Below are 22,864 nucleotides of genomic sequence, written 5' to 3'. Positions count from 1 at the left end.
TGATAAAGGGAATCAAAAAATCTGGGGATAACGACGATCGGAAGATGTTGCTGCAATCGAAGTCCAAGTGTAATGGTAGATCAGTTATACCGACCAACCAACGAAAGGAGCATGCATGCATGCAACCTGTAAATATACATGATGCCGTTGCACGACTTAACACCCCTCAACGGCAAGCCGTCGAGGCGACGGATGGCCCGCTGCTGATTATGGCCGGAGCGGGCTCCGGCAAGACCCGGGTGCTGACACACCGGATTGCCTACCTCATTGCAACACGGAAGGCACCCCCGTGGGGCATTTTAGCGATTACATTTACGAACAAAGCCGCCCGTGAGATGCAGGACCGGGTATCCCAACTCGTAGGTGGATCTCAGGGCCGCGACATATGGGTATCCACGTTCCACTCCATGTGCGTGCGAATTCTGCGCCGTGACATTGAACGTATTGGCTTTACCTCCAACTTCAGCATTTTGGACTCATCGGACCAACTATCTGTTATTCGCAGCTGTATGAAAGACCAGAATATCGATACCAAGAAGTTTGAACCTAAGGCAGTTCAATCGATGATGAGCACGGCCAAGAATGAACTGATCAGTCCGGAGCAATATGAGAAGCAGTCGGGAGACTATTTCGAAGGTATTGTGGCGAAGGTATATAAGATGTACCAGAAACGGTTAAGAGCCAACAACTCGCTTGATTTCGACGATCTCATTATGCAGACCATTCAACTGTTCAAGGAAGTGCCTGAGGTCCTCGACTTTTACCAAAAGAAATTCCAGTACATTCACGTCGATGAGTACCAGGATACGAACCGTGCACAGTACATGCTGTGCCGCATGCTTGCTGACAGTCACCACCGCATCTGCGTTGTAGGGGATAGTGACCAGTCGATTTATCGCTGGCGCGGGGCGGATATCAGCAATATCCTGAACTTCGAGAAAGATTACCCTGAAGCAAATACGATTTTGCTGGAGCAGAACTACCGTTCTACTTCCAATATCCTGAATGCAGCGAATGAAGTGATCGGCCTGAATACAGGACGTAAACCGAAAAAACTGTGGACGGACAAAGAGGGTGGTTCGAAGATCAAGGTGTACCGTGCGGATTCCGAACATGATGAGGGGTATTTTGTCACCTCCGAGATTAGTAAAAATGTGCAGAACGGCAAATCCTATCAGAACCATGCTATTTTGTACCGTACCAACGCACAGTCCCGGGTAATAGAGGAAATTCTGATCAAGTCTGATATTCCGTATCAGATTGTCGGCGGCATCAAGTTCTATGATCGTAAAGAGATCAAGGATATTCTGGCGTATTTGCGCCTGTTATCCAATCCCGACGATGATATCAGTCTCACCCGGATCATTAATGTACCGAAACGTAGTATCGGGGATACAACGGTAGCGAAGCTCGCGGCTGCGGCAGGAGAGCGTGGAATTTCTATTTTCCGAGTGCTTCAGGTCGTGGACGATCTTGGTTTTGCTGGCCGTACGCGTAATGCGCTTGTGGAGTTCTATGACATGATCGCTGCGTTGCATCAGATGGTAGAGTATCTGTCTGTAACTGAACTGACCGAGAAGATTCTTGAGATGAGTCAATACCGTCTTGAGATGCAAAATGAAAACACACTCGAATCTCGTGCACGGCTGGAGAACATTGATGAGTTCCTGTCGGTAACCATGGAATTTGAGAAAAATAATGAAGACAAAACGCTCGTAGCCTTCCTCACCGATCTTGCATTGATTGCTGACATCGACAGTATGAACGATGATGAAGAGGATCAGAGCGACGCTGTTACCTTGATGACCATGCACAGCGCCAAAGGTCTGGAGTTCCCGGTTGTCTTTATCGTGGGTATGGAAGAAGGGGTCTTCCCGCATAGCCGTGCCTTTATGGACAATGAAGAGCTGGAGGAAGAGCGCCGACTTGCTTATGTGGGGATTACTCGTGCAGAAGAGCAACTCTTCCTGTCCTGTGCGCAGATGCGTACCTTGTTTGGACGTACCACAGCGAATCCACCTTCCCGCTTCCTGGATGAAATTCCGGACGAGCTGAAGGAAGACACCTCGATGGCTCGTGATCGTTACCGCCGCGGCAGTAGCGGAGGCGGCTCGTATGGTGGACGTGGACTGGGTTCCAGTGGGGGAAGTAACTTTGGTGGTGGCACCAAGCTGTTCGATCACCAAAGCAAGAGCGGTTCATCTGCTACTTCATCCACGCCAACTTCGCGTGTGACTACAAGTGTCTCCCGCCCAACATATGCTACGCCATCATCTGCTTCCAAGCCTGTAGCTTCTAATGGCGAAGCAGGGTTTAAGGCAGGAGACAAAGTGCAGCATGGCAAATGGGGGACAGGCACGATTGTTGCAGTCAAAGGTACAGGGAATGATACCGAACTGCAGATTGCATTCCCGGCTCCGGTTGGCGTGAAACGTTTGCTTGCCGGTTTCGCCCCTATTACCAAAGTAGAATAATTTCTGAACGAAACTTCCTTTTGCATGATAACGGAGAGAACAGAAATAACTTGAAGAAGCAAAGCGTTCGCCCTAGGGGTAACACCACTTGAAAGATTATTCTGTTCTACGAGTTCAAGTGCAATAGGAGTGTTCGTTCTACATATATGATCAAATTAACGGAGGGATGGCCCTGTATGGACCCGATGCACCGGATGGAGCAACTCGTTACCGAGCTGAATCAGCATAATTATCAGTACTACACGATGGATCAGCCACAGATCAGCGATAAGGAGTATGACCTTCTGTACGATGAACTGGTTACGCTGGAACAGGAAAGCGGCATGGTTCTGCCTGATTCTCCAACCCAGCGTGTGGGTGGCGAATTGCTCAAGGGGTTTACCCCACATCGCCATTTATCCTCATTGTGGAGTCTGGACAAAGCGCAGAATATTGAGCAGCTACGGAGCTGGAATACCCGTGTACTGAAACTGATTAATGACTATAACAGTAAAAATCCGGATACGCCGTTACCGGAACCGGGTTATGTCATCGAGTTGAAGTTTGACGGATTGACGTTGAACCTGACTTACACCAACGGTGAGTTGGTACAAGCCTCTACGCGTGGTAACGGTACGGTGGGCGAAGGGATTTTGGCACAGGTTAGAACGATCCGATCCGTTCCGCTCAAAATTCCTTACACGAGCGGTACGATTGAAGTACAGGGTGAGGGCATCATGAATCTTTCTGTCCTGGACCGATACAATGAGACGGCGGCAGAGCCACTCAAGAATGCGCGGAATGCAGCAGCGGGAGCGCTCCGCAACCTCAATCCGAAGGCGACGGCTGAGCGTAGGCTGAATGCTTATTTTTATAATGTAGGTTATTCGGATGACATTCAGTTTGCCAATCATCAGCAGATGATGGATTTCCTGCGTGAGAACCGCTTCAAAGTGAATCCATCCATCACGTATTTCCATGAGTTTGATGATGTAATGGAACAACTGGCAGCCATTCAGGAGAACCGGGGTCAACTGGACTATCTGATCGATGGAGCTGTTATCAAAATTACGGACATGCGCACACGCGAGGTGCTGGGTTATACCGATAAGTTCCCTCGCTGGGCGGTGGCATATAAATTCGAGGCAGAAGAGACCACGACGGTTCTTAACGCTGTGGTATGGAATGTAGGGCGTACCGGCAAAGTAACTCCGCTGGCACGGGTAGAACCGGTTGAACTTGCCGGGGTAACGGTACAGAACTGTACTCTTAACAATGTCGGCGATATTGAGCGCAAAAATCTGAAGTTCGCTCTGGGCACACGGGTCTTTATCCGTCGCTCCAATGACGTCATTCCTGAGATTCTGGGTAAAGTGACTGAGGAGAGTGATGGCGAGGAGATCGTCTTCCCTGAGCAGTGTCCTGCATGTGGATTCCCGCTGGAGCAACGCGGAGCGCATCTATTCTGTAACAATAGACTTGCGTGTAAGCCGCAAACGGTGGCACGTATTTCCCATTTTGCTTCCCGTGATGCGATGGACATCGAGACATTCAGTGAGAAAACGGCGATTCAGCTGTATGATGAATTGAACGTACGTGAGCCTGCCGACCTGTATACGTTACAGTTTGATGATCTGGTGAAGCTGGAACGGTTTGGCGAAAAGAAAGCAAATAACCTTATCGCTGCGCTGGAACTCAGTAAGGATCGTGATCTGGCTTCGTTCTTATACTCACTGGGTATTCCGAACACAGGTAAATCTACCACGCGCATGCTCGCTGATCATTACCGGGATCTGCACGCCATTATGAATGCAACCGTGGAAGAACTGGTTGAACTACCAGACGTGGGTGGTATCGTGGCTGAGAGCATCGTAAACTTTTTTGCAGATCCGTTTACACAGGCTGCGATTGAGAAAATGCTCAACTTGGGCGTGAAAGCTCAGGCACCTGAGGCACCAGCCGTTGTTGTTGTGGAAGATTCCTTCTTCAGTGGGAAAACGGTCGTCTTGACCGGAACACTGCACCAATTGACGCGGGAAGAGGCGACGCAAAGACTGGAAGCACTCGGAGCGAAGGTAACTGGCAGTGTGTCGAAAAAGACAGATTTGGTTATTGCCGGAGAGAAGGCAGGTAGTAAACTTACCAAAGCCCATGATCTTGGCATTCCTACGATTGAGGAGGAGGACGAACTTGTACGTCTTTTGAATCCCTAGGGTTAAAGGTTTTATCAGAGAGTTCATAATGGCGACACCAGAAGCCCCCGAAGACACGAATACGTGATCGGGGGCTTCTGCTATTTATCTAGATTATTATTACAACGAGTGCACAGTCACCAATCTTAACTGATCAGGATCCACTAATGTTATTAGGGATGCGCTGAGATGCGCCTGTAAGCCATGCATCCTTGTCATATCCTCGTTCTTCCCAGTAACCGATATGTTCACTGTCGATGAGTTCAATGCGATTTAACCATTTTACCGATTTATAGGCATACATCTGAGGAATGACGAGCCGTACCGGACCACCAAGATCAGCAGGGATAGGTTTGCCATCATGCATGACAGCGACCATAATATCCTCCATCTGCGCTTGATCCATCGTAATGGCATCCGTATACACACCATCACCAGAATAAAATTTCACACTATGAGCTTCCGGCTTTACTCCGGCTTGTTTCAAAAGCTGTGCAAGAGAAATGCCTTCCCACGTATTCTTATACACAGACCATCCCGTTACACAGTGGAAATCACTAACCTGTACGGTACGCGCCAGCTTCACAAATTGTTCCCAGTTCCATACCTGTGCCCGTTCAACCAGCCCATCGATTCGGAAAGACCAGTTAGCATTGGAGAAGGACGGTATAGGCGTAACTGTATATACGCGGAAATGACCTTCAGCCCCGCCTCCGATGGGAGGTGAAGAGGCAGACAGCGGTTGTGGCAGAGGAACCATACGGTTAGGATCGTTCTCCAGCATGCTATCAATACTATTATCTATCTTGAGATTTCGTCCTACCCAGGATATAAAAGTAGGACCAAGAGTCACGGTGAGACCAACCACCACAGCAGAACGAATGAAAGCTCGTCGTGTATAAACTGGTTGTGGTCGCTCTTCTGGCTTGAGGGAATCTCTCTCGGAATTGCGATCAAACTGGGAAGATGATATAGCAGCGGTAGTTTCGCTTTCTTCCGATGTTGAGACAGATGGATCAGCTTGATTTTGAGCTCGTGTTGAAGTTGCAGTGGTTTTCACTGCACGACGTGCAGGATCCTTTAACCATTTGGTTCGAGTGATGGAGTGGTAAATAATATAAGGCAAGCCTACCCAAGTTAGCAGGTCATGGATCAGAAGTGCAGCATTTGACCAACGTGGTCCAGCCAGCTTGAACTGCCATAATACAATACCCGAGAGGAGCCATCCCACCAACAGGGCGAGAACGATAATAGTATTTACCCTCTGCCATGGCCTGTTACGGAGTTGTTTCCAGTGCTTTCCGGCCAAAATCAAGTAATATACCACCGGAGCAAGCATAGCTAGCCCGACGACGATATGTAGCCATTTTAACCATACACGTCCAATTCCGAGTATCTCACGCCAAAAGCCACCAACCAGCATAAGTCCCGAGATTGCAAGGATTACAACGATCCAGGCATTCCAAGCGTGGATGGAAACCAGTTTTTTGCCGTAACCTTTGCGTACATTTTTTAACCATTCATTCAAGCGCGATCACCCCAAGTAGGTTAGTAATGAGTTTATTCTAATCTTTGATATGTAATAGCCAACTTTGATTGGAGTGCGTGTTATCCAAGTAAGGTTCATACGAGATGATTAACGGTTGTTCATAGAGCTAACCATATGAAAAAGTGCGTTCGATTGCTTATCCCTATATCTATATACCTTATTATAGAGTTTTTGGATCACATTCTCCAAACTAAGAGGAGTGCACGGACCGTTATCCTGATCGGGACTCAGCTCAACCTCATCTAGATCCTTAATTCCTTATAGTTAGAAGTCGTATTTATAGTAATGCTCTGTTTCTTTTATATATAATACACTTTAAGGGTAGCCGATCATGGGTTCAGAGAATGTGCTAATCTGTCGAATACAGGTTGGAGACAAGGTGCCGTTAATAAAGATTTTTGAGATATCAGAAGGTTCATTAAAAATGCTTGCTAAATAAATCGCAACGTGATATATTATTTCTTGTCGCCTCAAACGAATGGTTGTCATAATCACTTGAACGGTGACGAAAACAAAGTGTTGACAGCAAGTTAGTTAACATGATATGATAAGATTCCTGTCCGGTTGACAAACATCAACATAAACGGACATACAAGTTCTTTGAAAACTGAACAAATGGATAGTAACTTTTGATTCACAATGAATCGTCAGATTCAAAATGAGCTTATCGCTCTTTTCAAATATTTGAGATGATTTTCATAGCGTTTAATCGCGCTACTGGGATTCATCTTTATTGGAGAGTTTGATCCTGGCTCAGGACGAACGCTGGCGGCATGCCTAATACATGCAAGTCGAGCGGAGTTGATAGGAAGCTTGCTTCCTTGATACTTAGCGGCGGACGGGTGAGTAACACGTAGGCAACCTGCCCTCAAGTTTGGGACAACTACCGGAAACGGTAGCTAATACCGAATAGTTGTTTTCTTCGCCTGAAGAGAACTGGAAAGACGGAGCAATCTGTCACTTGGGGATGGGCCTGCGGCGCATTAGCTAGTTGGTGAGGTAACGGCTCACCAAGGCGACGATGCGTAGCCGACCTGAGAGGGTGATCGGCCACACTGGGACTGAGACACGGCCCAGACTCCTACGGGAGGCAGCAGTAGGGAATCTTCCGCAATGGGCGAAAGCCTGACGGAGCAATGCCGCGTGAGTGATGAAGGTTTTCGGATCGTAAAGCTCTGTTGCCAGGGAAGAACGCTTGGGAGAGTAACTGCTCTCAAGGTGACGGTACCTGAGAAGAAAGCCCCGGCTAACTACGTGCCAGCAGCCGCGGTAATACGTAGGGGGCAAGCGTTGTCCGGAATTATTGGGCGTAAAGCGCGCGCAGGCGGTCATTTAAGTCTGGTGTTTAATCCCGGGGCTCAACCCCGGATCGCACTGGAAACTGGGTGACTTGAGTGCAGAAGAGGAGAGTGGAATTCCACGTGTAGCGGTGAAATGCGTAGATATGTGGAGGAACACCAGTGGCGAAGGCGACTCTCTGGGCTGTAACTGACGCTGAGGCGCGAAAGCGTGGGGAGCAAACAGGATTAGATACCCTGGTAGTCCACGCCGTAAACGATGAGTGCTAGGTGTTAGGGGTTTCGATACCCTTGGTGCCGAAGTTAACACATTAAGCACTCCGCCTGGGGAGTACGGTCGCAAGACTGAAACTCAAAGGAATTGACGGGGACCCGCACAAGCAGTGGAGTATGTGGTTTAATTCGAAGCAACGCGAAGAACCTTACCAGGTCTTGACATCCCTCTGACCGGTACAGAGATGTACCTTTCCTTCGGGACAGAGGAGACAGGTGGTGCATGGTTGTCGTCAGCTCGTGTCGTGAGATGTTGGGTTAAGTCCCGCAACGAGCGCAACCCTTATATTTAGTTGCCAGCACTTCGGGTGGGCACTCTAGATAGACTGCCGGTGACAAACCGGAGGAAGGTGGGGATGACGTCAAATCATCATGCCCCTTATGACCTGGGCTACACACGTACTACAATGGCCGGTACAACGGGCTGCGAAATCGCGAGATGGAGCCAATCCCAACAAAGCCGGTCTCAGTTCGGATTGCAGGCTGCAACTCGCCTGCATGAAGTCGGAATTGCTAGTAATCGCGGATCAGCATGCCGCGGTGAATACGTTCCCGGGTCTTGTACACACCGCCCGTCACACCACGAGAGTTTATAACACCCGAAGTCGGTGGGGTAACCGCAAGGAGCCAGCCGCCGAAGGTGGGATAGATGATTGGGGTGAAGTCGTAACAAGGTAGCCGTATCGGAAGGTGCGGCTGGATCACCTCCTTTCTATGGAGAATCGTTTCCTGTAACGGAAACATTCAAATAAGCAGGTTCACTGAACCTGCGACAGCGATTCATCTCGGTTCATCACTTAATGTGTGGATGAAATGAATTGCAGCAACACCGTTACTTATCCATTTGTTCAGTTTTGATGGAATTTGAGGGGCCATAGCTCAGCTGGGAGAGCGCCTGCCTTGCAAGCAGGAGGTCAGCGGTTCGATCCCGCTTGGCTCCACCAAACAATTCTGTCTATTTTGCTTGTTCTTTGAAAACTAGATATCGAAACGAAAGTAATGCGAATTAGAACATTCCTTTTTAGCTGAACTTGTGTAAACAAGTTTCAATAAAAACGGTAGTTAATTGCTTTTGCGATGGTATCGGGTGGGAGCGACTTTTGGATTTGGACGCAGTCCAAACCAAGGGAAGCGAGCGACCGAAACCGGAGCAAAATGGTTAAGCTACTAAGAGCACACGGAGGATGCCTAGGCGCTAGGAGCCGATGAAGGACGTGGCGAACAACGAAACTGCCTCGGGGAGCTGTAAGCAAGCTTTGATCCGGGGGTGTCCGAATGGGGAAACCCAGCTGGGGTAATTTCCAGTTACTCACAACTGAATACATAGGTTGTGTAGAGGCATACCAGGGGAACTGAAACATCTAAGTACCCTGAGGAAGAGAAAACAATAGTGATTCCGTCAGTAGCGGCGAGCGAACGCGGAGAAGCCCAAACCAGAGAGCTTGCTCTTTGGGGTTGTGGGACGTCTCACATGGAGTTACAAAGGAACCGGTTAAGCGAAGAGGTCTGGAAAGGCCCGCCAAAGAAGGTAAAAGCCCTGTAATTGAAAGTTGGTTCCCTCCGAGACGGATCCCGAGTAGTGCGGGGCACGTGAAACCCCGTATGAATCCGGCAGGACCATCTGCCAAGGCTAAATACTTCCTAGCGACCGATAGTGAAGCAGTACCGTGAGGGAAAGGTGAAAAGCACCCCGGAAGGGGAGTGAAATAGAACCTGAAACCGTGTGCTTACAAAAAGTCAGAGCCCGTTTTAGGGGTGATGGCGTGCCTTTTGTAGAATGAACCGGCGAGTTACGTTCCCGTGCAAGGTTAAGGTGAAGAGCCGGAGCCGTAGCGAAAGCGAGTCTGAATAGGGCGAATTAGTACGTGGACGTAGACCCGAAACCGGGTGATCTACCCCTGTCCAGGGTGAAGGTGCGGTAACACGCACTGGAGGCCCGAACCCACGCATGTTGAAAAATGCGGGGATGAGGTGGGGGTAGCGGAGAAATTCCAATCGAACTCGGAGATAGCTGGTTCTCCCCGAAATAGCTTTAGGGCTAGCCTCGGAAAACAGAGTCGTGGAGGTAGAGCACTGATTGGGTGCGGGGCCCGCAAGGGTTACCAAGCTCAGTCAAACTCCGAATGCCATAGACTTACTTCCGGGAGTCAGACAGTGAGTGCTAAGATCCATTGTCAAAAGGGAAACAGCCCAGACCATCAGCTAAGGTCCCCAAGTGTGTGTTAAGTGGGAAAGGATGTGGAGTTGCACAGACAACCAGGATGTTGGCTTAGAAGCAGCCATCATTTAAAGAGTGCGTAATAGCTCACTGGTCGAGTGACTCTGCGCCGAAAATGTAACGGGGCTAAACACACCACCGAAGCTATGGCTTGATGCTTTGCATCAGGGGTAGGGGAGCGTTGTATAAGGGTTGAAGGTGTACCGTAAGGAGCGCTGGACATTATACAAGTGAGAATGCCGGTATGAGTAACGAAAAGATCAGTGAGAATCTGATCCGCCGAAAGCCTAAGGGTTCCTGAGGAAGGCTCGTCCGCTCAGGGTAAGTCGGGACCTAAGGCGAGGCCGAAAGGCGTAGTCGAAGGACAACAGGTCGAAATTCCTGTACCACCGTAAGCCGTTATGAGCAATGGGGGGACGCAGTAGGGTAGTGACGCGGACTGATGGATGTCCGTCTAAGCAGTAAGGCTGATGTGTAGGCAAATCCGCACATCGTAAGGCTGAGCTGTGATGGGGAGTGAAAATTACAGTAGCGAAGGTCATGATCTCACACTGCCAAGAAAAGCCTCTAGCCAGGTGATGGTGCCCGTACCGCAAACCGACACAGGTAGGCGAGAAGAGTATTCTAAGGCGCGCGGAAGAACTCTCGTTAAGGAACTCGGCAAAATGACCCCGTAACTTCGGGAGAAGGGGTGCCCCGGTAGTGTGAATAGCACGAGGGGGCCGCAGTGAAAAGGCCCAAGCGACTGTTTAGCAAAAACACAGGTCTGTGCGAAGCCGTAAGGCGAAGTATACGGGCTGACGCCTGCCCGGTGCTGGAAGGTTAAGGGGAGTGGTTAGGGAGCAATCCCGAAGCTGTGAACCGAAGCCCCAGTAAACGGCGGCCGTAACTATAACGGTCCTAAGGTAGCGAAATTCCTTGTCAGGTAAATTCTGACCCGCACGAATGGCGTAACGACTTGGGCGCTGTCTCAACGAGAGATCCGGTGAAATTTTAATACCTGTGAAGATGCAGGTTACCCGCGACAAGACGGAAAGACCCCATGGAGCTTTACTGCAGCTTGATATTGAATTTGGGTACGATCTGTACAGGATAGGTGGGAGCCTTTGAAACGTGAGCGCCAGCTTGCGTGGAGGCAACGTTGGGATACCACCCTGATCGTATCTAGGTTCTAACCTGGTACCGTAATCCGGTGCGGGGACAGTGTCAGGTGGGCAGTTTGACTGGGGCGGTCGCCTCCTAAAGAGTAACGGAGGCGCCCAAAGGTTCCCTCAGAATGGTTGGAAATCATTCGAAGAGTGCAAAGGCATAAGGGAGCTTGACTGCGAGACCTACAAGTCGAGCAGGGACGAAAGTCGGGCTTAGTGATCCGGTGGTACCGCATGGAAGGGCCATCGCTCAACGGATAAAAGCTACCCTGGGGATAACAGGCTTATCTCCCCCAAGAGTCCACATCGACGGGGAGGTTTGGCACCTCGATGTCGGCTCATCGCATCCTGGGGCTGAAGTAGGTCCCAAGGGTTGGGCTGTTCGCCCATTAAAGCGGTACGCGAGCTGGGTTCAGAACGTCGTGAGACAGTTCGGTCCCTATCTGTCGTGGGCGTAGGAAATTTGAGAGGAGCTGTCCTTAGTACGAGAGGACCGGGATGGACGTACCGCTGGTGTACCAGTTGTTCCGCCAGGAGCACCGCTGGGTAGCTATGTACGGAAGGGATAAACGCTGAAAGCATCTAAGCGTGAAGCCCCCCTCAAGATGAGATTTCCCAGTATGTAAGACCCCTTGAAGACGACGAGGTAGATAGGCTGGGGGTGGAAGTGCAGCAATGCATGGAGCTGACCAGTACTAATCGGTCGAGGGCTTATCCAATAGCAAGTTCTAATCGCAACTTTCGTTTCGAATCTAGTTTTCAGAGAACAATCTCTGAAATGAAAATCGGTACATCACAGAACGTGTGTATGATTTTCAGTTCCATATCTGATTTCAAGAAGCTATGCTTCGACAAATCGCGTTTGGTGGCGATGGCGGAGGGGTTCCACACGTACCCATCCCGAACACGACCGTTAAGCCCTCTAGCGCCGATGGTACTTGGACCGCAGGGTCCTGGGAGAGTAGGACGCCGCCAAGCAAAGAACCACTGCCGATGTTATTCGGTGGTGGTTTTTATTTGTTTATTTTAGGGGATGCAAAAGCATCTCTTATTTGACTTTGCAGGAATCCTCTGACACACTCATAGTGGATACATAGATTGCGTATCAGACTTTCATATGAAAATGATCTGAACATTCTAGTGAACGGGGTGCAGGATGAGATGGAAATTCAGAAATTGACGGTAAATGATTTTGAACCAGCGATGGCACTCTCCGAATATGCTTTTCAAATGGTAATGAGTGAAGAACAAAAAGAAAAGCGGCGGAGTCAGTTTTCGTCACAGGATATATGGGGGGTATACGAGGAAGGGCAACTAGGAGCCAAACTTCACATTATCCCTTTTCAAACCTATATTCATGGTAGATCCTTCGAGATGGGTGGTATTGCTGGTGTAGCCACCTGGCCAGAGTATAGACGCAAAGGTTGGGTAGCGGGTCTGCTGAAGCATGCATTGGAAGAAATGAACCGTAACAAACAAAGTATATCGTTCTTGCATCCTTTCTCTTTTGCTTTCTATCGGAAGTATGGATGGGAGACCTATGTTGAGTTTAAACGATATAAAGTGCCTACAGCGCATTTGCCTTCGAAAAAAGCGACAACTGGAACGATTCGGCGTGGCGATCCGGGTCTTAGCATATTAAATCAAGTATATAGCGCTTATGCTGAGCGTTATAACGGAACCTTGGTCCGGGATGATGCACGGTGGGAGAATTCAGTTCTTGTTAATGGGGCCAGCCAGAAGGCTGTATATTACGATGAAAATGATGAAGCACAAGGTTATCTTCTATATGAGGTGAAAGAAAGTAAATTTACCATCAAAGAGATCATCTATCTGAATGAAGAGGCTAGGCAAGGGCTATGGACCTTTATTGCCAATCATGATTCCATGATCCAGGAAGTGAGGTTACAGGCGCCAGCAAGTGATACGCTTGCTTTCCAATTGGATAACCCACGGATTCAACAGGAGATTGTACCTTATTTTATGGCACGCATCGTTAGTGTTGAGCAGTTTATATCCCAGTATCCATTTGCAAACCAGGACTCACCGCTGCAGATTATTCTTCAGGTAGAAGATGCCCACGCTCCGTGGAATGAGGGGGTATGGCAATTAAACGTCGCAATGAACGGAACGGCTTCCATATGGAAAACATCCGAGCCGATCTCTGATGATCAGACCATTAAGGTGGATATTCAATCCCTTACCGCAGTGTTGATGGGATATCGCAGACCGACGGAAATGGCACGGATCGGAAGAATTCAAGGACCAGAAGCAGCAATCAAGGCATTGGAACAAGCGATTCCTGAAAGGGAAACCTACTTGCTTGATTTCTTTTAATTATCATTTCCTCTTCGCCATTTGGCTTGATTATCTTATATAGAAATACAGCGTTATTGAAAGACAAATGGACTTCTCCGGCAATTTTGGGGAGGTTTTTTTGTGTCTGGCGAATATTTCGTGTAAAATCGTAAAAAATGAATAGTGACCCCACTTGGCAAACCCACAAAATATGCTATAATGTATACAAAGTCAAAGAAAGTCAAAGTCAACTAAAGGTTTAAATACTTAAGTAGCTTTCTTTCTGCAATCTGATGGATGAGCGCCAATACACGGGATTCATTTCATCGGAGGATCAAGGGAATATTAAAGGACCTTCGTGCTTCCTTCGCTCTCCTGTTGACGTCTGTGGAAGCAAGATTCGCTGTTTCCCTGATTGGTTAAATGGGTAGAGAAGGTGTACTCTGTGGGGGCGTGTGGGTCCTTATTGACTTAACGTTTCAGACAGTGGAGGATGATTGGATGCGTAATATCTCTGATATTATCGAACGATATCTGAAGAGTATTTTGCATGAAAGTCCCGAAGGAATGGTTGAAATTCAGCGTAATGATCTGGCAGATCAATTTTCATGTGTACCTTCCCAGATCAATTATGTCATCAGCACACGTTTTACCCTCGAGAAGGGATACCTGGTAGAGAGTAAACGCGGCGGTGGTGGTTATGTTCGCATACAGCGCATTGAATTACCGGCCCAATCAGCTCTGCATAATCATTTGCACCATAGTATTGGTGATGAGATCGGGCAGACTGCTGCCGAAGGTCTGATCTATCAACTGGAAGAAGCACGCTTCTTGAGTAAGCGGGAAGCCGGGTTGATGCGAGCTGCTGTATCTAGAGAGGTTATATTGGTCAAACTTCCTTACCGGGATCAAATTCGTGCCAGAATGTTGAAGGCGATGTTAATATCTTTGCTCGGTAAATGAAAACTATCGGGGTCAAAGGAGGTACATCATTATGCTGTGCCAAGAATGCAATAAACGTCCGGCGACACTTCATTTTACGAAGATCGTGAATGGAGAGAAGACGGAATTCCATATTTGTGAGTCATGTGCCCGTGAAAAAGGGGAGATGATCCCTGGAACATCTAATGGATTTTCCATTCACAACCTCTTGTCCGGGTTGCTCGATTTTGATCCAGCCGGCAAAAGTGGATCTGCTGGAACACCACCGGCAAAAGCACTTCAGTGTGAAGAATGCGGTATGACATACTCACAATTCAGTAAAATTGGTCGATTCGGCTGCAGTTCATGTTATAAATATTTCGACAGCCGCCTAGACCCATTATTCAAGCGAGTTCATGGCAGTACGTCCCATGTAGGCAAAGTGCCCGCACGAGCTGGTGGTCGCATCAAGGTGAAGCGACAAATTGCCGATCTGAAGCGTGAACTCCAGGAGAGCATCGCCCAAGAGGAATTTGAAGAGGCAGCTCAGATCCGTGACCAGATCAGGGAACTTGAAAAAGGAATAGCTCAGGAGTAAAGTTTTTCATGAGTAGGAGGGATGCGTAATGCCTAATCTGCGCTTTACAGAGAAGGCGCTCAGCGACTGGATGCGCAGTGATGCGGCTGATTCCGAAATCGTCATTAGCAGCCGTGTCCGGATCGCACGCAACCTTCAGCATGTTCCCTTTCCGATGCTGGCTTCCAATAAGCAATCGGAAGAGGTGCTGAATAAGCTGAGCGAAGTACTTCAATACGATGAAGTTCATGCCTTTGGAGATTTTCATACGCTGAATCTGACCGATATTGGCGAACTCGACAAACGGGTGCTGGTGGAGAAACATCTCATCAGTCCAAGTCTTGCGAATGAATCCAGAAATGGTGCGGTTATTCTCAGTGAGGATGAATCAGTCAGTATTATGATTAATGAGGAAGATCATCTTCGTATCCAGTGCCTCTATCCGGGGTTCCAGGTGAAAGAAGCCTGGGAAAAAGCTTCCGCAATAGACGATGCGTTTGAAGCGCACGTGGATTACGCTTTTGATGATCGTAGAGGATACTTAACCAGCTGCCCTACCAATGTAGGCACAGGTGTTAGGGCGTCTGTTATGATGCACCTGCCTGCTCTGGTGATGACGCAGCAGATAGGTCGTATATTAACAGCAGTATCCCAAGTGGGATTGACTGTAAGAGGAATTTACGGCGAAGGCAGCGAAGCAATGGGTAACCTGTTCCAGATCTCTAACCAGATTACATTGGGGCAGACCGAACAGGAAGTTATCGAAAACCTGCACGGTGTTGTGTTACAGATGATTGGTCATGAGCGTACAGCCAGAGAACGGTTGATGACCGACTCCAAACTTCGAATTACGGATCGTGTCATGCGTTCTTACGGCATATTGTCCCACGCATCCATAGTTGATTCAAAGGAAGCTGCGCAGCGCTTATCGGATGTACGCCTTGGCGTAGATCTCGGTTTACTGGATGGACTGTCCATCACGGTAATGAATGAGCTGAATGTAATGACTCAACCGGGATTTTTGCAGAAAACATTCGGGGAAGATATGCGCACAGATGAGCGTGACATCTATCGTGCTCAATTGATTCGTGATACGATCAATGCAGCGAAGCAGTCCTAGCTTAGCCTGATATTGTATTGATTATGGTTTCATGCCGCATCGCGGCTTTTATATAATAAGGCATATATTCATGCCAGATGATTTTATTCGCAGCACGGCTGCAAACAAAAATGATATGAAGAATACGACGGGTATTGTTTGAATCCCCTCGTTTTATCCAAAACCATGGAGGTGCAGGAGATATGATGTTTGGAAGATTTACGGAACGGGCCCAAAAGGTGCTCGCACTCGCGCAGGAAGAAGCTGTCCGTCTCGGTCATAATAACATCGGTACTGAGCATATTTTGCTCGGCCTCATTCGTGAAGGCGAAGGCATCGCAGCCAAAGCACTGATCGGCCTGGGACTCGGATTGGAAAAAATTCAGGATGAAGTAGAAACGCTGATTGGCCGTGGCCAGGAGCAACCTACTAACATTGCATATACGCCACGTGCGAAAAAAGTAATTGAACTGTCTATGGACGAAGCTCGTAAATTGGGTCACACTTATGTAGGCACAGAGCATATCTTGCTCGGATTGATTCGTGAAGGCGAGGGTGTTGCAGCACGTGTGCTCAACAACCTGGGTATTAGCCTGAACAAAGCACGTCAACAAGTGCTGCAATTGCTTGGCAGCAGTGAAGCTGTATCCAGTCATAATGGAACACCTGCCAATGTAAGCACACCAACGCTGGATAGTCTGGCACGTGACCTCACGGCTTATGCCAGAGAGAACAACCTGGACCCGGTTATTGGACGTAGCAAAGAAATTGAGCGTGTCATTCAGGTACTCAGCCGTCGTACCAAGAACAACCCGGTATTGATCGGTGAACCAGGTGTAGGTAAAACAGCGATTGCTGAAGGCCTTGCACAAAAAATCATTGCGAATGAGATTCCGGAAACATTGCGCGACAAACGTGTAATGACCCTGGATATGGGTTCAGTAGTAGCTGGAACCAAATATCGTGGTGAGTTCGAAGATCGTCTGAAAAAAATCATGGATGAGATTCGCCAAGCAGGTAACATTGTCCTGTTTATCGACGAATTGCATACCTTGATTGGTGCAGGCGGAGCTGAAGGTGCCATCGATGCTTCTAACATTTTGAAACCGGCTCTGGCTCGTGGAGAATTGCAGTGCATTGGTGCAACAACGCTGGATGAGTATCGTAAATACATCGAGAAGGATGCAGCGCTTGAGCGTCGTTTCCAACCGATTACTGTAGATCAACCTTCGCCGGAAGAAGCCATTCAAATCTTGCACGGTTTGCGTGACCGCTATGAGGCGCATCACCGCGTGAAAATTACGGATGAAGCGATTGTACAGGCGGTTAAACTGTCTGACCGTTATATTACAGACCGGTTCTTGCCAGACAAAGCGATTGACCTGATCGATGAAGCGGGTTCCAAAGTAAGATTGAACTCTTACACGATCCCACCAAACCTGAAACAATTGGAAAGCCGTCTGGAAGATATCCGTAAGGAAAAAGACGCTGCGGTTCAAAGCCAGGAGTTCGAAAAAGCAGCTGCTCTGCGTGATACGGAACAAAAAATCCGTGAAGAGCTGGATGTAACGAAGAACCAATGGAAAGAAAAACAAGGTCGCACGGATTCCGAAGTAACACCTGAGGATATCGCACAAGTGGTAGCCAACTGGACAGGAATTCCGGTGAACAAGCTGAAAGAAGAAGAGACACAACGTCTGATGAATCTGGAATCGATTCTGCATGAACGTGTCATTGGCCAGGATGAGGCTGTGAAGTCTGTCAGCCGTGCAGTTCGTCGTGCGCGTGCTGGATTGAAAGATCCAAAACGTCCGATGGGTTCATTCATTTTCCTCGGTCCTACAGGGGTAGGTAAAACAGAACTTGCTCGTGCTCTGGCTGAGGCGATGTTCGGCGATGAAAATGCAGTGATCCGTATCGATATGTCCGAGTATGGCGAGAAGCATTCGACTTCCCGACTCGTCGGAGCGCCTCCAGGATATGTTGGATACGAAGAAGGTGGCCAGCTGACAGAGAAAGTTCGTCGCAAACCCTATTCCGTAGTCTTGCTCGATGAGATCGAGAAAGCACATCCGGAAGTATTCAATATCTTGCTGCAAGTGCTTGAGGATGGTCGTCTGACGGATTCCAAAGGTCGCGTGGTTGACTTCCGGAATACGCTGATTATTCTGACATCCAACGTGGGTGCCGAAGCAATCAAACGTAACTCAACACTCGGCTTCACAGCGGTTGTGGATGCAGGTGCGGATTACGATAACATGAAGGGTAAAGTCATGGATGAGCTGAAGAAAAGCTTCCGTCCAGAGTTCCTCAACCGGATTGATGAAATTATCGTATTCCACTCTCTGGAACAGAAACACATTGCAGAGATTGTTACCCTCATGAGCGAGGAGCTTCGGAAACGTCTAAATGAATACGAGGTTGATTTCGAGCTCACCGACAATGCCAAGGATTTCCTTGCCAAAGCCGGCTTCGATCCAGCTTACGGTGCGCGTCCGCTTCGTCGGGCGATCCAGAAGCATATCGAAGACAAATTGTCTGAGGAGTTGCTCACAGGTAATGTAACCAAAGGAGATTCGTTGCTCATTGACGAAGAGAACGGTGCACTGTCTGTAACGAAAAAAGACGTGGTTGTTCCTTCTAATGAGGAAATCGAAACCAAATAATATATAGCAAGCTTTGGAGTTAAGCTCCAGCTTGTAGTGATCCTTAATCCTTCTCGGCTTCCGCCGGGGAGGATTTTTTGCATTTTGGACAGAAGACGGACATGATTATGTCAGGAACATGTGTAAAGTTTGCGATAATCCTTTACGAAAAATCTCAAACAATGGTAAACTTTTAGTAACCCTGCACGTCAGGGAGTTTAGGCAAAATTCGTCGAATAATGCAAAATGCTGTTATAAAACTAATTATAGGAGTGCTGAAGTGGCCAAAGTTAAAACCAAGTTTCAATGTACGGAATGCGGCTATGAAGCCCCCAAATGGTACGGTAAGTGTCCGGGTTGTCAGTCATGGAATTCAATGGTGGAAGAAACAGAGACGGTAGTCAAAACACAAGGAAGAAATTCTCCCCTGTTTGACAGTAAAGATAAACCGCTTCCTATCATAGATATAGATAGCGGTCAGGAACCGCGTGTACAGACTGGAATCGGAGAGTTGAACCGGGTATTGGGTGGGGGAATCGTTCCAGGTTCACTCGTTCTGGTGGGTGGAGATCCGGGTATCGGTAAATCGACGTTGATGTTGCAGACGTCCCATGCTTTAACGCATTCGGGTTTGCGTGTGTTATATGTTTCCGGTGAGGAATCAGTCAAGCAAACCAAATTGCGGGCGGATCGTCTCGGGGCACTATCTGCCGAGTTGTACGTACTGTGTGAAACCAATATGGAACGTGTAGAGGAAGCGGTGGATCAGATCCAGCCGCATTTTCTTGTCATCGACTCCATTCAGACGGTATATCTTCCCGAAGTTACCAGTGCGCCTGGTAGTGTAGCACAGGTAAGGGAATGTACGTCAAGGTTCATGCGGATTGCGAAAGGCAGGGGCATTGCAACGGTTCTTGTGGGGCATGTTACCAAAGAAGGTGCCATTGCCGGTCCACGTATGTTAGAACATATGGTGGATTGTGTGCTTTATTTTGAAGGAGAGCGGCACCATACGTATCGCCTACTACGTGCGGTGAAGAACCGTTTTGGTTCAACCAATGAAATTGGCATTTTTGAAATGGGCGAAGATGGGCTTCGTGAAGTGGGCAATCCGTCTGAACTCTTCTTGTCGGAACGCCCACTGGGCGTAGCGGGTTCTACGGTAGTTGCAAGTATGGAGGGGACACGTCCCTTGCTTGTGGAATTGCAGGCATTGATCTCAACCACCCATTTCCCTTCTCCCCGGCGTATGGCAACAGGGGTAGATCTGCATCGGTTAAATCTGATCATTGCAGTGCTGGAGAAACGAATGGGCATGTTTTTACAGACCCAGGATGCATATCTGAATGTAGCTGGAGGAGTAAGGCTGGATGAGCCCGCTGTAGACTTGGCAGTCGCCGTCTGCATTGCATCCAGTTTGAGAGATGTACCGACCAAGCCGGACGACGTCATCTTTGGCGAGATCGGTCTGACAGGTGAAGTTCGAGCCGTATCACGGGCCGAACAACGAGTGAAGGAAGCTGCAAAGCTGGGCTTCAAGCGAGTCATTTTACCGGAAAAAAGCTTAAAGGGCTGGAAACATCCTCGCGGGATACAACTGATCGGTGTGAATACCGTGGCAGATGCACTAGCGGTTGCTTTAGATTAGGGGGCATAACAAGATGAAAGATTCGAGCCAACTGGATAATATGAATGAATTGTTAAGGCTGATCGCACCAGGTACACCTTTCCGCGAAGGTCTGGAAAATGTGCTGCGCGCCAAGACGGGCGCACTGCTTGTTGTAGGATACAGCCCTGAAGTAATGGAAGTGGTGGATGGGGGATTCTCGATTAACTGTGATTTCTCCCCGAACTATCTGTACGAACTCGCCAAGATGGATGGTGCGATTATTCTTAGCGAGGATTTGAAGCGTATTCTTTACGCCAATACCCAGTTAATCCCGGACTCATCTATCTCTTCTTCAGAGACAGGGATTCGTCACCGGACGGCAGAGCGTGTAGCGAAGCAGACGGGTAAATTGGTCGTATCCATATCACAGCGCCGGAATATCATTACCTTGTATCAGGGAACACTCCGGTATTCCCTCAAGGAAATCGGGGTTATTTTGACCAAAGCGAATCAAGCGATTCAAACACTGGAGAAATACAAAGCGGTATTAACACAGTCCCTTACGAATCTGAGTGCTTCGGAATTTGAGGAATTGGTAACGATTCCTGAAGTGGTCAATGTGATTCAGCGTACCGAAATGGTGATGCGGATCAAAACCGAAATCAAACGATACATTCATGAGTTGGGGAATGAGGGACGACTCATCTCCATGCAAATGGAAGAACTTGTGGGTACAACGGAAGAAGAAGCTTGGTTGCTGTATAAAGACTATGCCCGTGACGACAGTGATGACAAAATCCGTGAAATTATCGTGGGACTGAAAAGATTGTCAGACGATGAATTGCTGGATGCACATCATATTGTCCGTCTGCTCGGCTATCCTTCCTCAGCAGCTACTTCTGAGGATTCGGTTGCACCGCGCGGATTCCGGGTATTAAATAAGATCCCCCGCCTGCCCAATGTCATTATCCATAACCTGGTGGATCAATTCGAGCAATTGCCTCATGTGATTATGGCTACAATAGAAGAACTGGACGAAGTGGACGGTATCGGTGAAGTTCGTGCCCGGACCATTAAGGAAGGCCTCAAACGTTTGCAGGAGCAGATGTTTATCGATAGACAGATGTAAGGTTTGCCTATATAAAGGCTTGAAATGGATGAGGTGAAACAACGATGCTAACCAGATTCATTCCGAATCTCTTTACCCTGGGTAATCTGTTTCTTGGAATGATGGCAATTTTGCTTGCGATTGATGGAAACTACAGTTTGGCTGCCATTATGGTCATTGTAGCGATGCTGCTGGATGGTTTGGATGGCCGAGTGGCACGTGCGCTCAATGCCCAAAGCGAATTCGGCAAGGAACTGGATTCCTTGTCTGACATGGTTTCCTTTGGTGCAGCACCGGCACTGATCATATTTATGGTGTCGTTTCAAGATTCAATGCCGATCCTCGCTTGGGTCGCAACAGCTGCTTTTCCGATCTGTGGAGCCATTCGTCTTGCGCGGTTTAACGTTCGTCCGGGAATTCCCGGATACTTCACAGGTCTGCCGATTCCGGCAGCCGGCGGGGTGTTGGCCACACTGTCCTTGTTCAACAAGGATATCGGTCCGGTCAGCATGATGATTGCTACGTTACTGTTGTCGTACCTGATGGTGAGTTCGCTTAAATATCCCAATTTCAAAAAGGTGGGTTTGCCACGCAAGGCAATCTGGATCGCACCATGGGTTGTGTTATTTGCGATAGCTGTAGCTGTTATTTTCCCGGAGCAGTTATCCAAATTGATCTTTATTCCGCTGGTGTTATACGCTTTGTATGGCATGAAGCACAATGTGCGAACAGCGGCCTCGCGTAGTCGAGCCAAGAAGCGCAAGGATGAGAAATCTTCCCGTCCTTCCGATCGTTAAGTATGGAGCACAGACAGTATACAAAGAAAGCACGTACTCTCCCGAACAGGAGAATGCGTGCTTTTTGCTTATTCAGATCTATTTACGTAAAAGAAACCCTTACGAACGACATACATATCTTCTTACGACAGATTAAACATCCCTAACGTCGAACACTTCTGTGATTCGTGATTCACGACCTCTTCCATGTTGATGTCCAGCAGATTGCAGAGAGCCGACATGTAGAACAGGTTTCGCCCCAGTTCAGAGCTGATTACCTCTCTGCAGTTCTCACACAATTCACCTTCCACATGCGTTTCTAGCAGGCCTTTCGTTTGAGCGATATCGCTCTCGGGGGCATATTTCTGCTTGGTGGCGTGCAGCTCGATGCAGCCGCATTCGGTAATGGCCTTGGACACCGCACGGTTAACAGACGCTCCGGCTTGTCCTGTTTTGGACAGTACATCAATCAGACTGCGATGACGCAGCAACAGTTCAGAAACTTGATCCTGGAAAGCCTGTAAACTTAGCGTACTCATTTTGCCACTCACCTCGGGATATGAATTGAATTCATTATATGCCAATAATTTACCTACTTTCAACTGACGATTGCAACATTTCCAAAAAGTTCTTTCGGATGGGATTAGCAATTCAGGAATTGGATCATACTGGATATAAAGATCAAGATACATTGAAGGAG

At 48.3% G+C, this 22,864-nt stretch carries 12 protein-coding genes, 1 tRNA gene and 3 rRNA genes; 14 read left to right on the top strand and 2 right to left on the bottom strand.

Going from position 1 to position 22,864, the window contains the following annotated elements; all coding sequences use genetic code 11:
* The first annotated feature begins 119 nt into the window (after positions 1-119).
* Positions 120-2,474 carry a DNA helicase PcrA gene (pcrA, locus tag M1D71_RS26270; protein ID WP_458124260.1) on the top strand — a complete coding sequence of 785 codons (2,355 nt, stop codon included), beginning with the start codon at positions 120-122 and terminating at the stop codon, positions 2,472-2,474.
* A gap of 176 nt (positions 2,475-2,650) precedes the next feature.
* The gene (gene ligA, locus M1D71_RS26265; RefSeq protein WP_458124259.1) at positions 2,651-4,666 is read left to right on the top strand and encodes an NAD-dependent DNA ligase LigA; all 2,016 of its coding nucleotides are present in this window, start codon (positions 2,651-2,653) and stop codon (positions 4,664-4,666) included.
* Positions 4,667-4,799: 133 nt separating this feature from the next.
* Here the strand turns inward: ligA and M1D71_RS26260 are convergent, their stop codons facing one another.
* Positions 4,800-6,173, bottom strand: coding sequence for a molybdopterin-dependent oxidoreductase (locus M1D71_RS26260; RefSeq protein ID WP_458124258.1), 1,374 nt, complete (start codon positions 6,171-6,173; stop codon positions 4,800-4,802).
* A 751-nt stretch (positions 6,174-6,924) separates the two neighbouring features.
* Here M1D71_RS26260 and M1D71_RS26255 point away from each other — a divergent pair.
* The 12 genes from M1D71_RS26255 (at position 6,925) to pssA (ending at position 22,185) form a co-directional block, all read left to right on the top strand.
* Positions 6,925-8,477, top strand: a 16S ribosomal RNA gene (locus M1D71_RS26255).
* 156 nt (positions 8,478-8,633) lie between these two features.
* A tRNA-Ala gene (locus tag M1D71_RS26250) sits at positions 8,634-8,709 on the top strand.
* 213 nt (positions 8,710-8,922) lie between these two features.
* A 23S ribosomal RNA gene (locus tag M1D71_RS26245) occupies positions 8,923-11,850 on the top strand.
* A 142-nt stretch (positions 11,851-11,992) separates the two neighbouring features.
* Positions 11,993-12,109, top strand: a 5S ribosomal RNA gene (rrf, locus tag M1D71_RS26240).
* Together the 16S, 23S and 5S rRNA genes with 1 tRNA gene alongside form the textbook arrangement of a ribosomal RNA operon.
* A 120-nt stretch (positions 12,110-12,229) precedes the next feature.
* The gene (locus M1D71_RS26235) at positions 12,230-13,468 is read left to right on the top strand and encodes a GNAT family N-acetyltransferase (protein ID WP_458124257.1); all 1,239 of its coding nucleotides are present in this window, start codon (positions 12,230-12,232) and stop codon (positions 13,466-13,468) included.
* A 462-nt stretch (positions 13,469-13,930) separates the two neighbouring features.
* The gene (locus M1D71_RS26230) at positions 13,931-14,392 is read left to right on the top strand and encodes a CtsR family transcriptional regulator (protein WP_062836165.1); all 462 of its coding nucleotides are present in this window, start codon (positions 13,931-13,933) and stop codon (positions 14,390-14,392) included.
* Positions 14,393-14,423: 31 nt separating this feature from the next.
* The gene (locus tag M1D71_RS26225) at positions 14,424-14,948 is read left to right on the top strand and encodes a UvrB/UvrC motif-containing protein (RefSeq protein WP_458124256.1); all 525 of its coding nucleotides are present in this window, start codon (positions 14,424-14,426) and stop codon (positions 14,946-14,948) included.
* A gap of 28 nt (positions 14,949-14,976) precedes the next feature.
* Positions 14,977-16,047 (top strand): protein arginine kinase, encoded by a 1,071-nt coding sequence (locus M1D71_RS26220; RefSeq protein ID WP_458124255.1) that lies wholly within the window; start codon positions 14,977-14,979, stop codon positions 16,045-16,047.
* Positions 16,048-16,229: 182 nt separating this feature from the next.
* Positions 16,230-18,692, top strand: coding sequence for an ATP-dependent Clp protease ATP-binding subunit (locus tag M1D71_RS26215; protein ID WP_458124254.1), 2,463 nt, complete (start codon positions 16,230-16,232; stop codon positions 18,690-18,692).
* Between the two features lie 259 nt (positions 18,693-18,951).
* Positions 18,952-20,319 (top strand): DNA repair protein RadA, encoded by a 1,368-nt coding sequence (radA, locus tag M1D71_RS26210; protein WP_413407089.1) that lies wholly within the window; start codon positions 18,952-18,954, stop codon positions 20,317-20,319.
* A gap of 13 nt (positions 20,320-20,332) precedes the next feature.
* Complete coding sequence (gene disA, locus M1D71_RS26205; RefSeq protein WP_062836168.1) at positions 20,333-21,409, top strand: DNA integrity scanning diadenylate cyclase DisA; 1,077 nt, start codon at positions 20,333-20,335, stop codon at positions 21,407-21,409.
* A gap of 44 nt (positions 21,410-21,453) precedes the next feature.
* Positions 21,454-22,185, top strand: a complete 732-nt coding sequence (pssA, locus tag M1D71_RS26200) for a CDP-diacylglycerol--serine O-phosphatidyltransferase (protein ID WP_145326580.1) — start codon at positions 21,454-21,456, stop codon at positions 22,183-22,185.
* A gap of 122 nt (positions 22,186-22,307) precedes the next feature.
* Here pssA and M1D71_RS26195 read toward each other — a convergent pair whose 3' ends face one another.
* Entirely contained in the window at positions 22,308-22,703 is a 396-nt protein-coding gene (locus M1D71_RS26195) for a nucleoside triphosphate pyrophosphohydrolase family protein (RefSeq protein ID WP_017692049.1), read from the bottom strand.
* Between the last annotated feature and the right edge of the window lie 161 nt (positions 22,704-22,864).

The sequence above is a fragment of the Paenibacillus sp. Z3-2 genome (assembly GCF_054161325.1).
The sequence above is the reverse complement of the archived record's forward strand: the minus strand, read 5'-3'. Positions and strand labels throughout refer to the sequence as shown.

Excerpts from the sequence above, each read along its gene's own strand:
- M1D71_RS26230 (WP_062836165.1), top strand. The coding sequence starts at position 13,931 with ATGCGTAATATCTCTGATATTATCGAACGATATCTGAAGAGTATTTTG.
- M1D71_RS26215 (WP_458124254.1), top strand. The coding sequence starts at position 16,230 with ATGATGTTTGGAAGATTTACGGAACGGGCCCAAAAGGTGCTCGCACTC.
- M1D71_RS26225 (WP_458124256.1), top strand. The coding sequence starts at position 14,424 with ATGCTGTGCCAAGAATGCAATAAACGTCCGGCGACACTTCATTTTACG.
- disA (WP_062836168.1), top strand. The coding sequence starts at position 20,333 with ATGAAAGATTCGAGCCAACTGGATAATATGAATGAATTGTTAAGGCTG.
- M1D71_RS26195 (WP_017692049.1), bottom strand. The coding sequence starts at position 22,703 with ATGAGTACGCTAAGTTTACAGGCTTTCCAGGATCAAGTTTCTGAACTG.
- ligA (WP_458124259.1), top strand. The coding sequence starts at position 2,651 with ATGGACCCGATGCACCGGATGGAGCAACTCGTTACCGAGCTGAATCAG.
- pcrA (WP_458124260.1), top strand. The coding sequence starts at position 120 with ATGCAACCTGTAAATATACATGATGCCGTTGCACGACTTAACACCCCT.
- M1D71_RS26220 (WP_458124255.1), top strand. The coding sequence starts at position 14,977 with ATGCCTAATCTGCGCTTTACAGAGAAGGCGCTCAGCGACTGGATGCGC.
- pssA (WP_145326580.1), top strand. The coding sequence starts at position 21,454 with ATGCTAACCAGATTCATTCCGAATCTCTTTACCCTGGGTAATCTGTTT.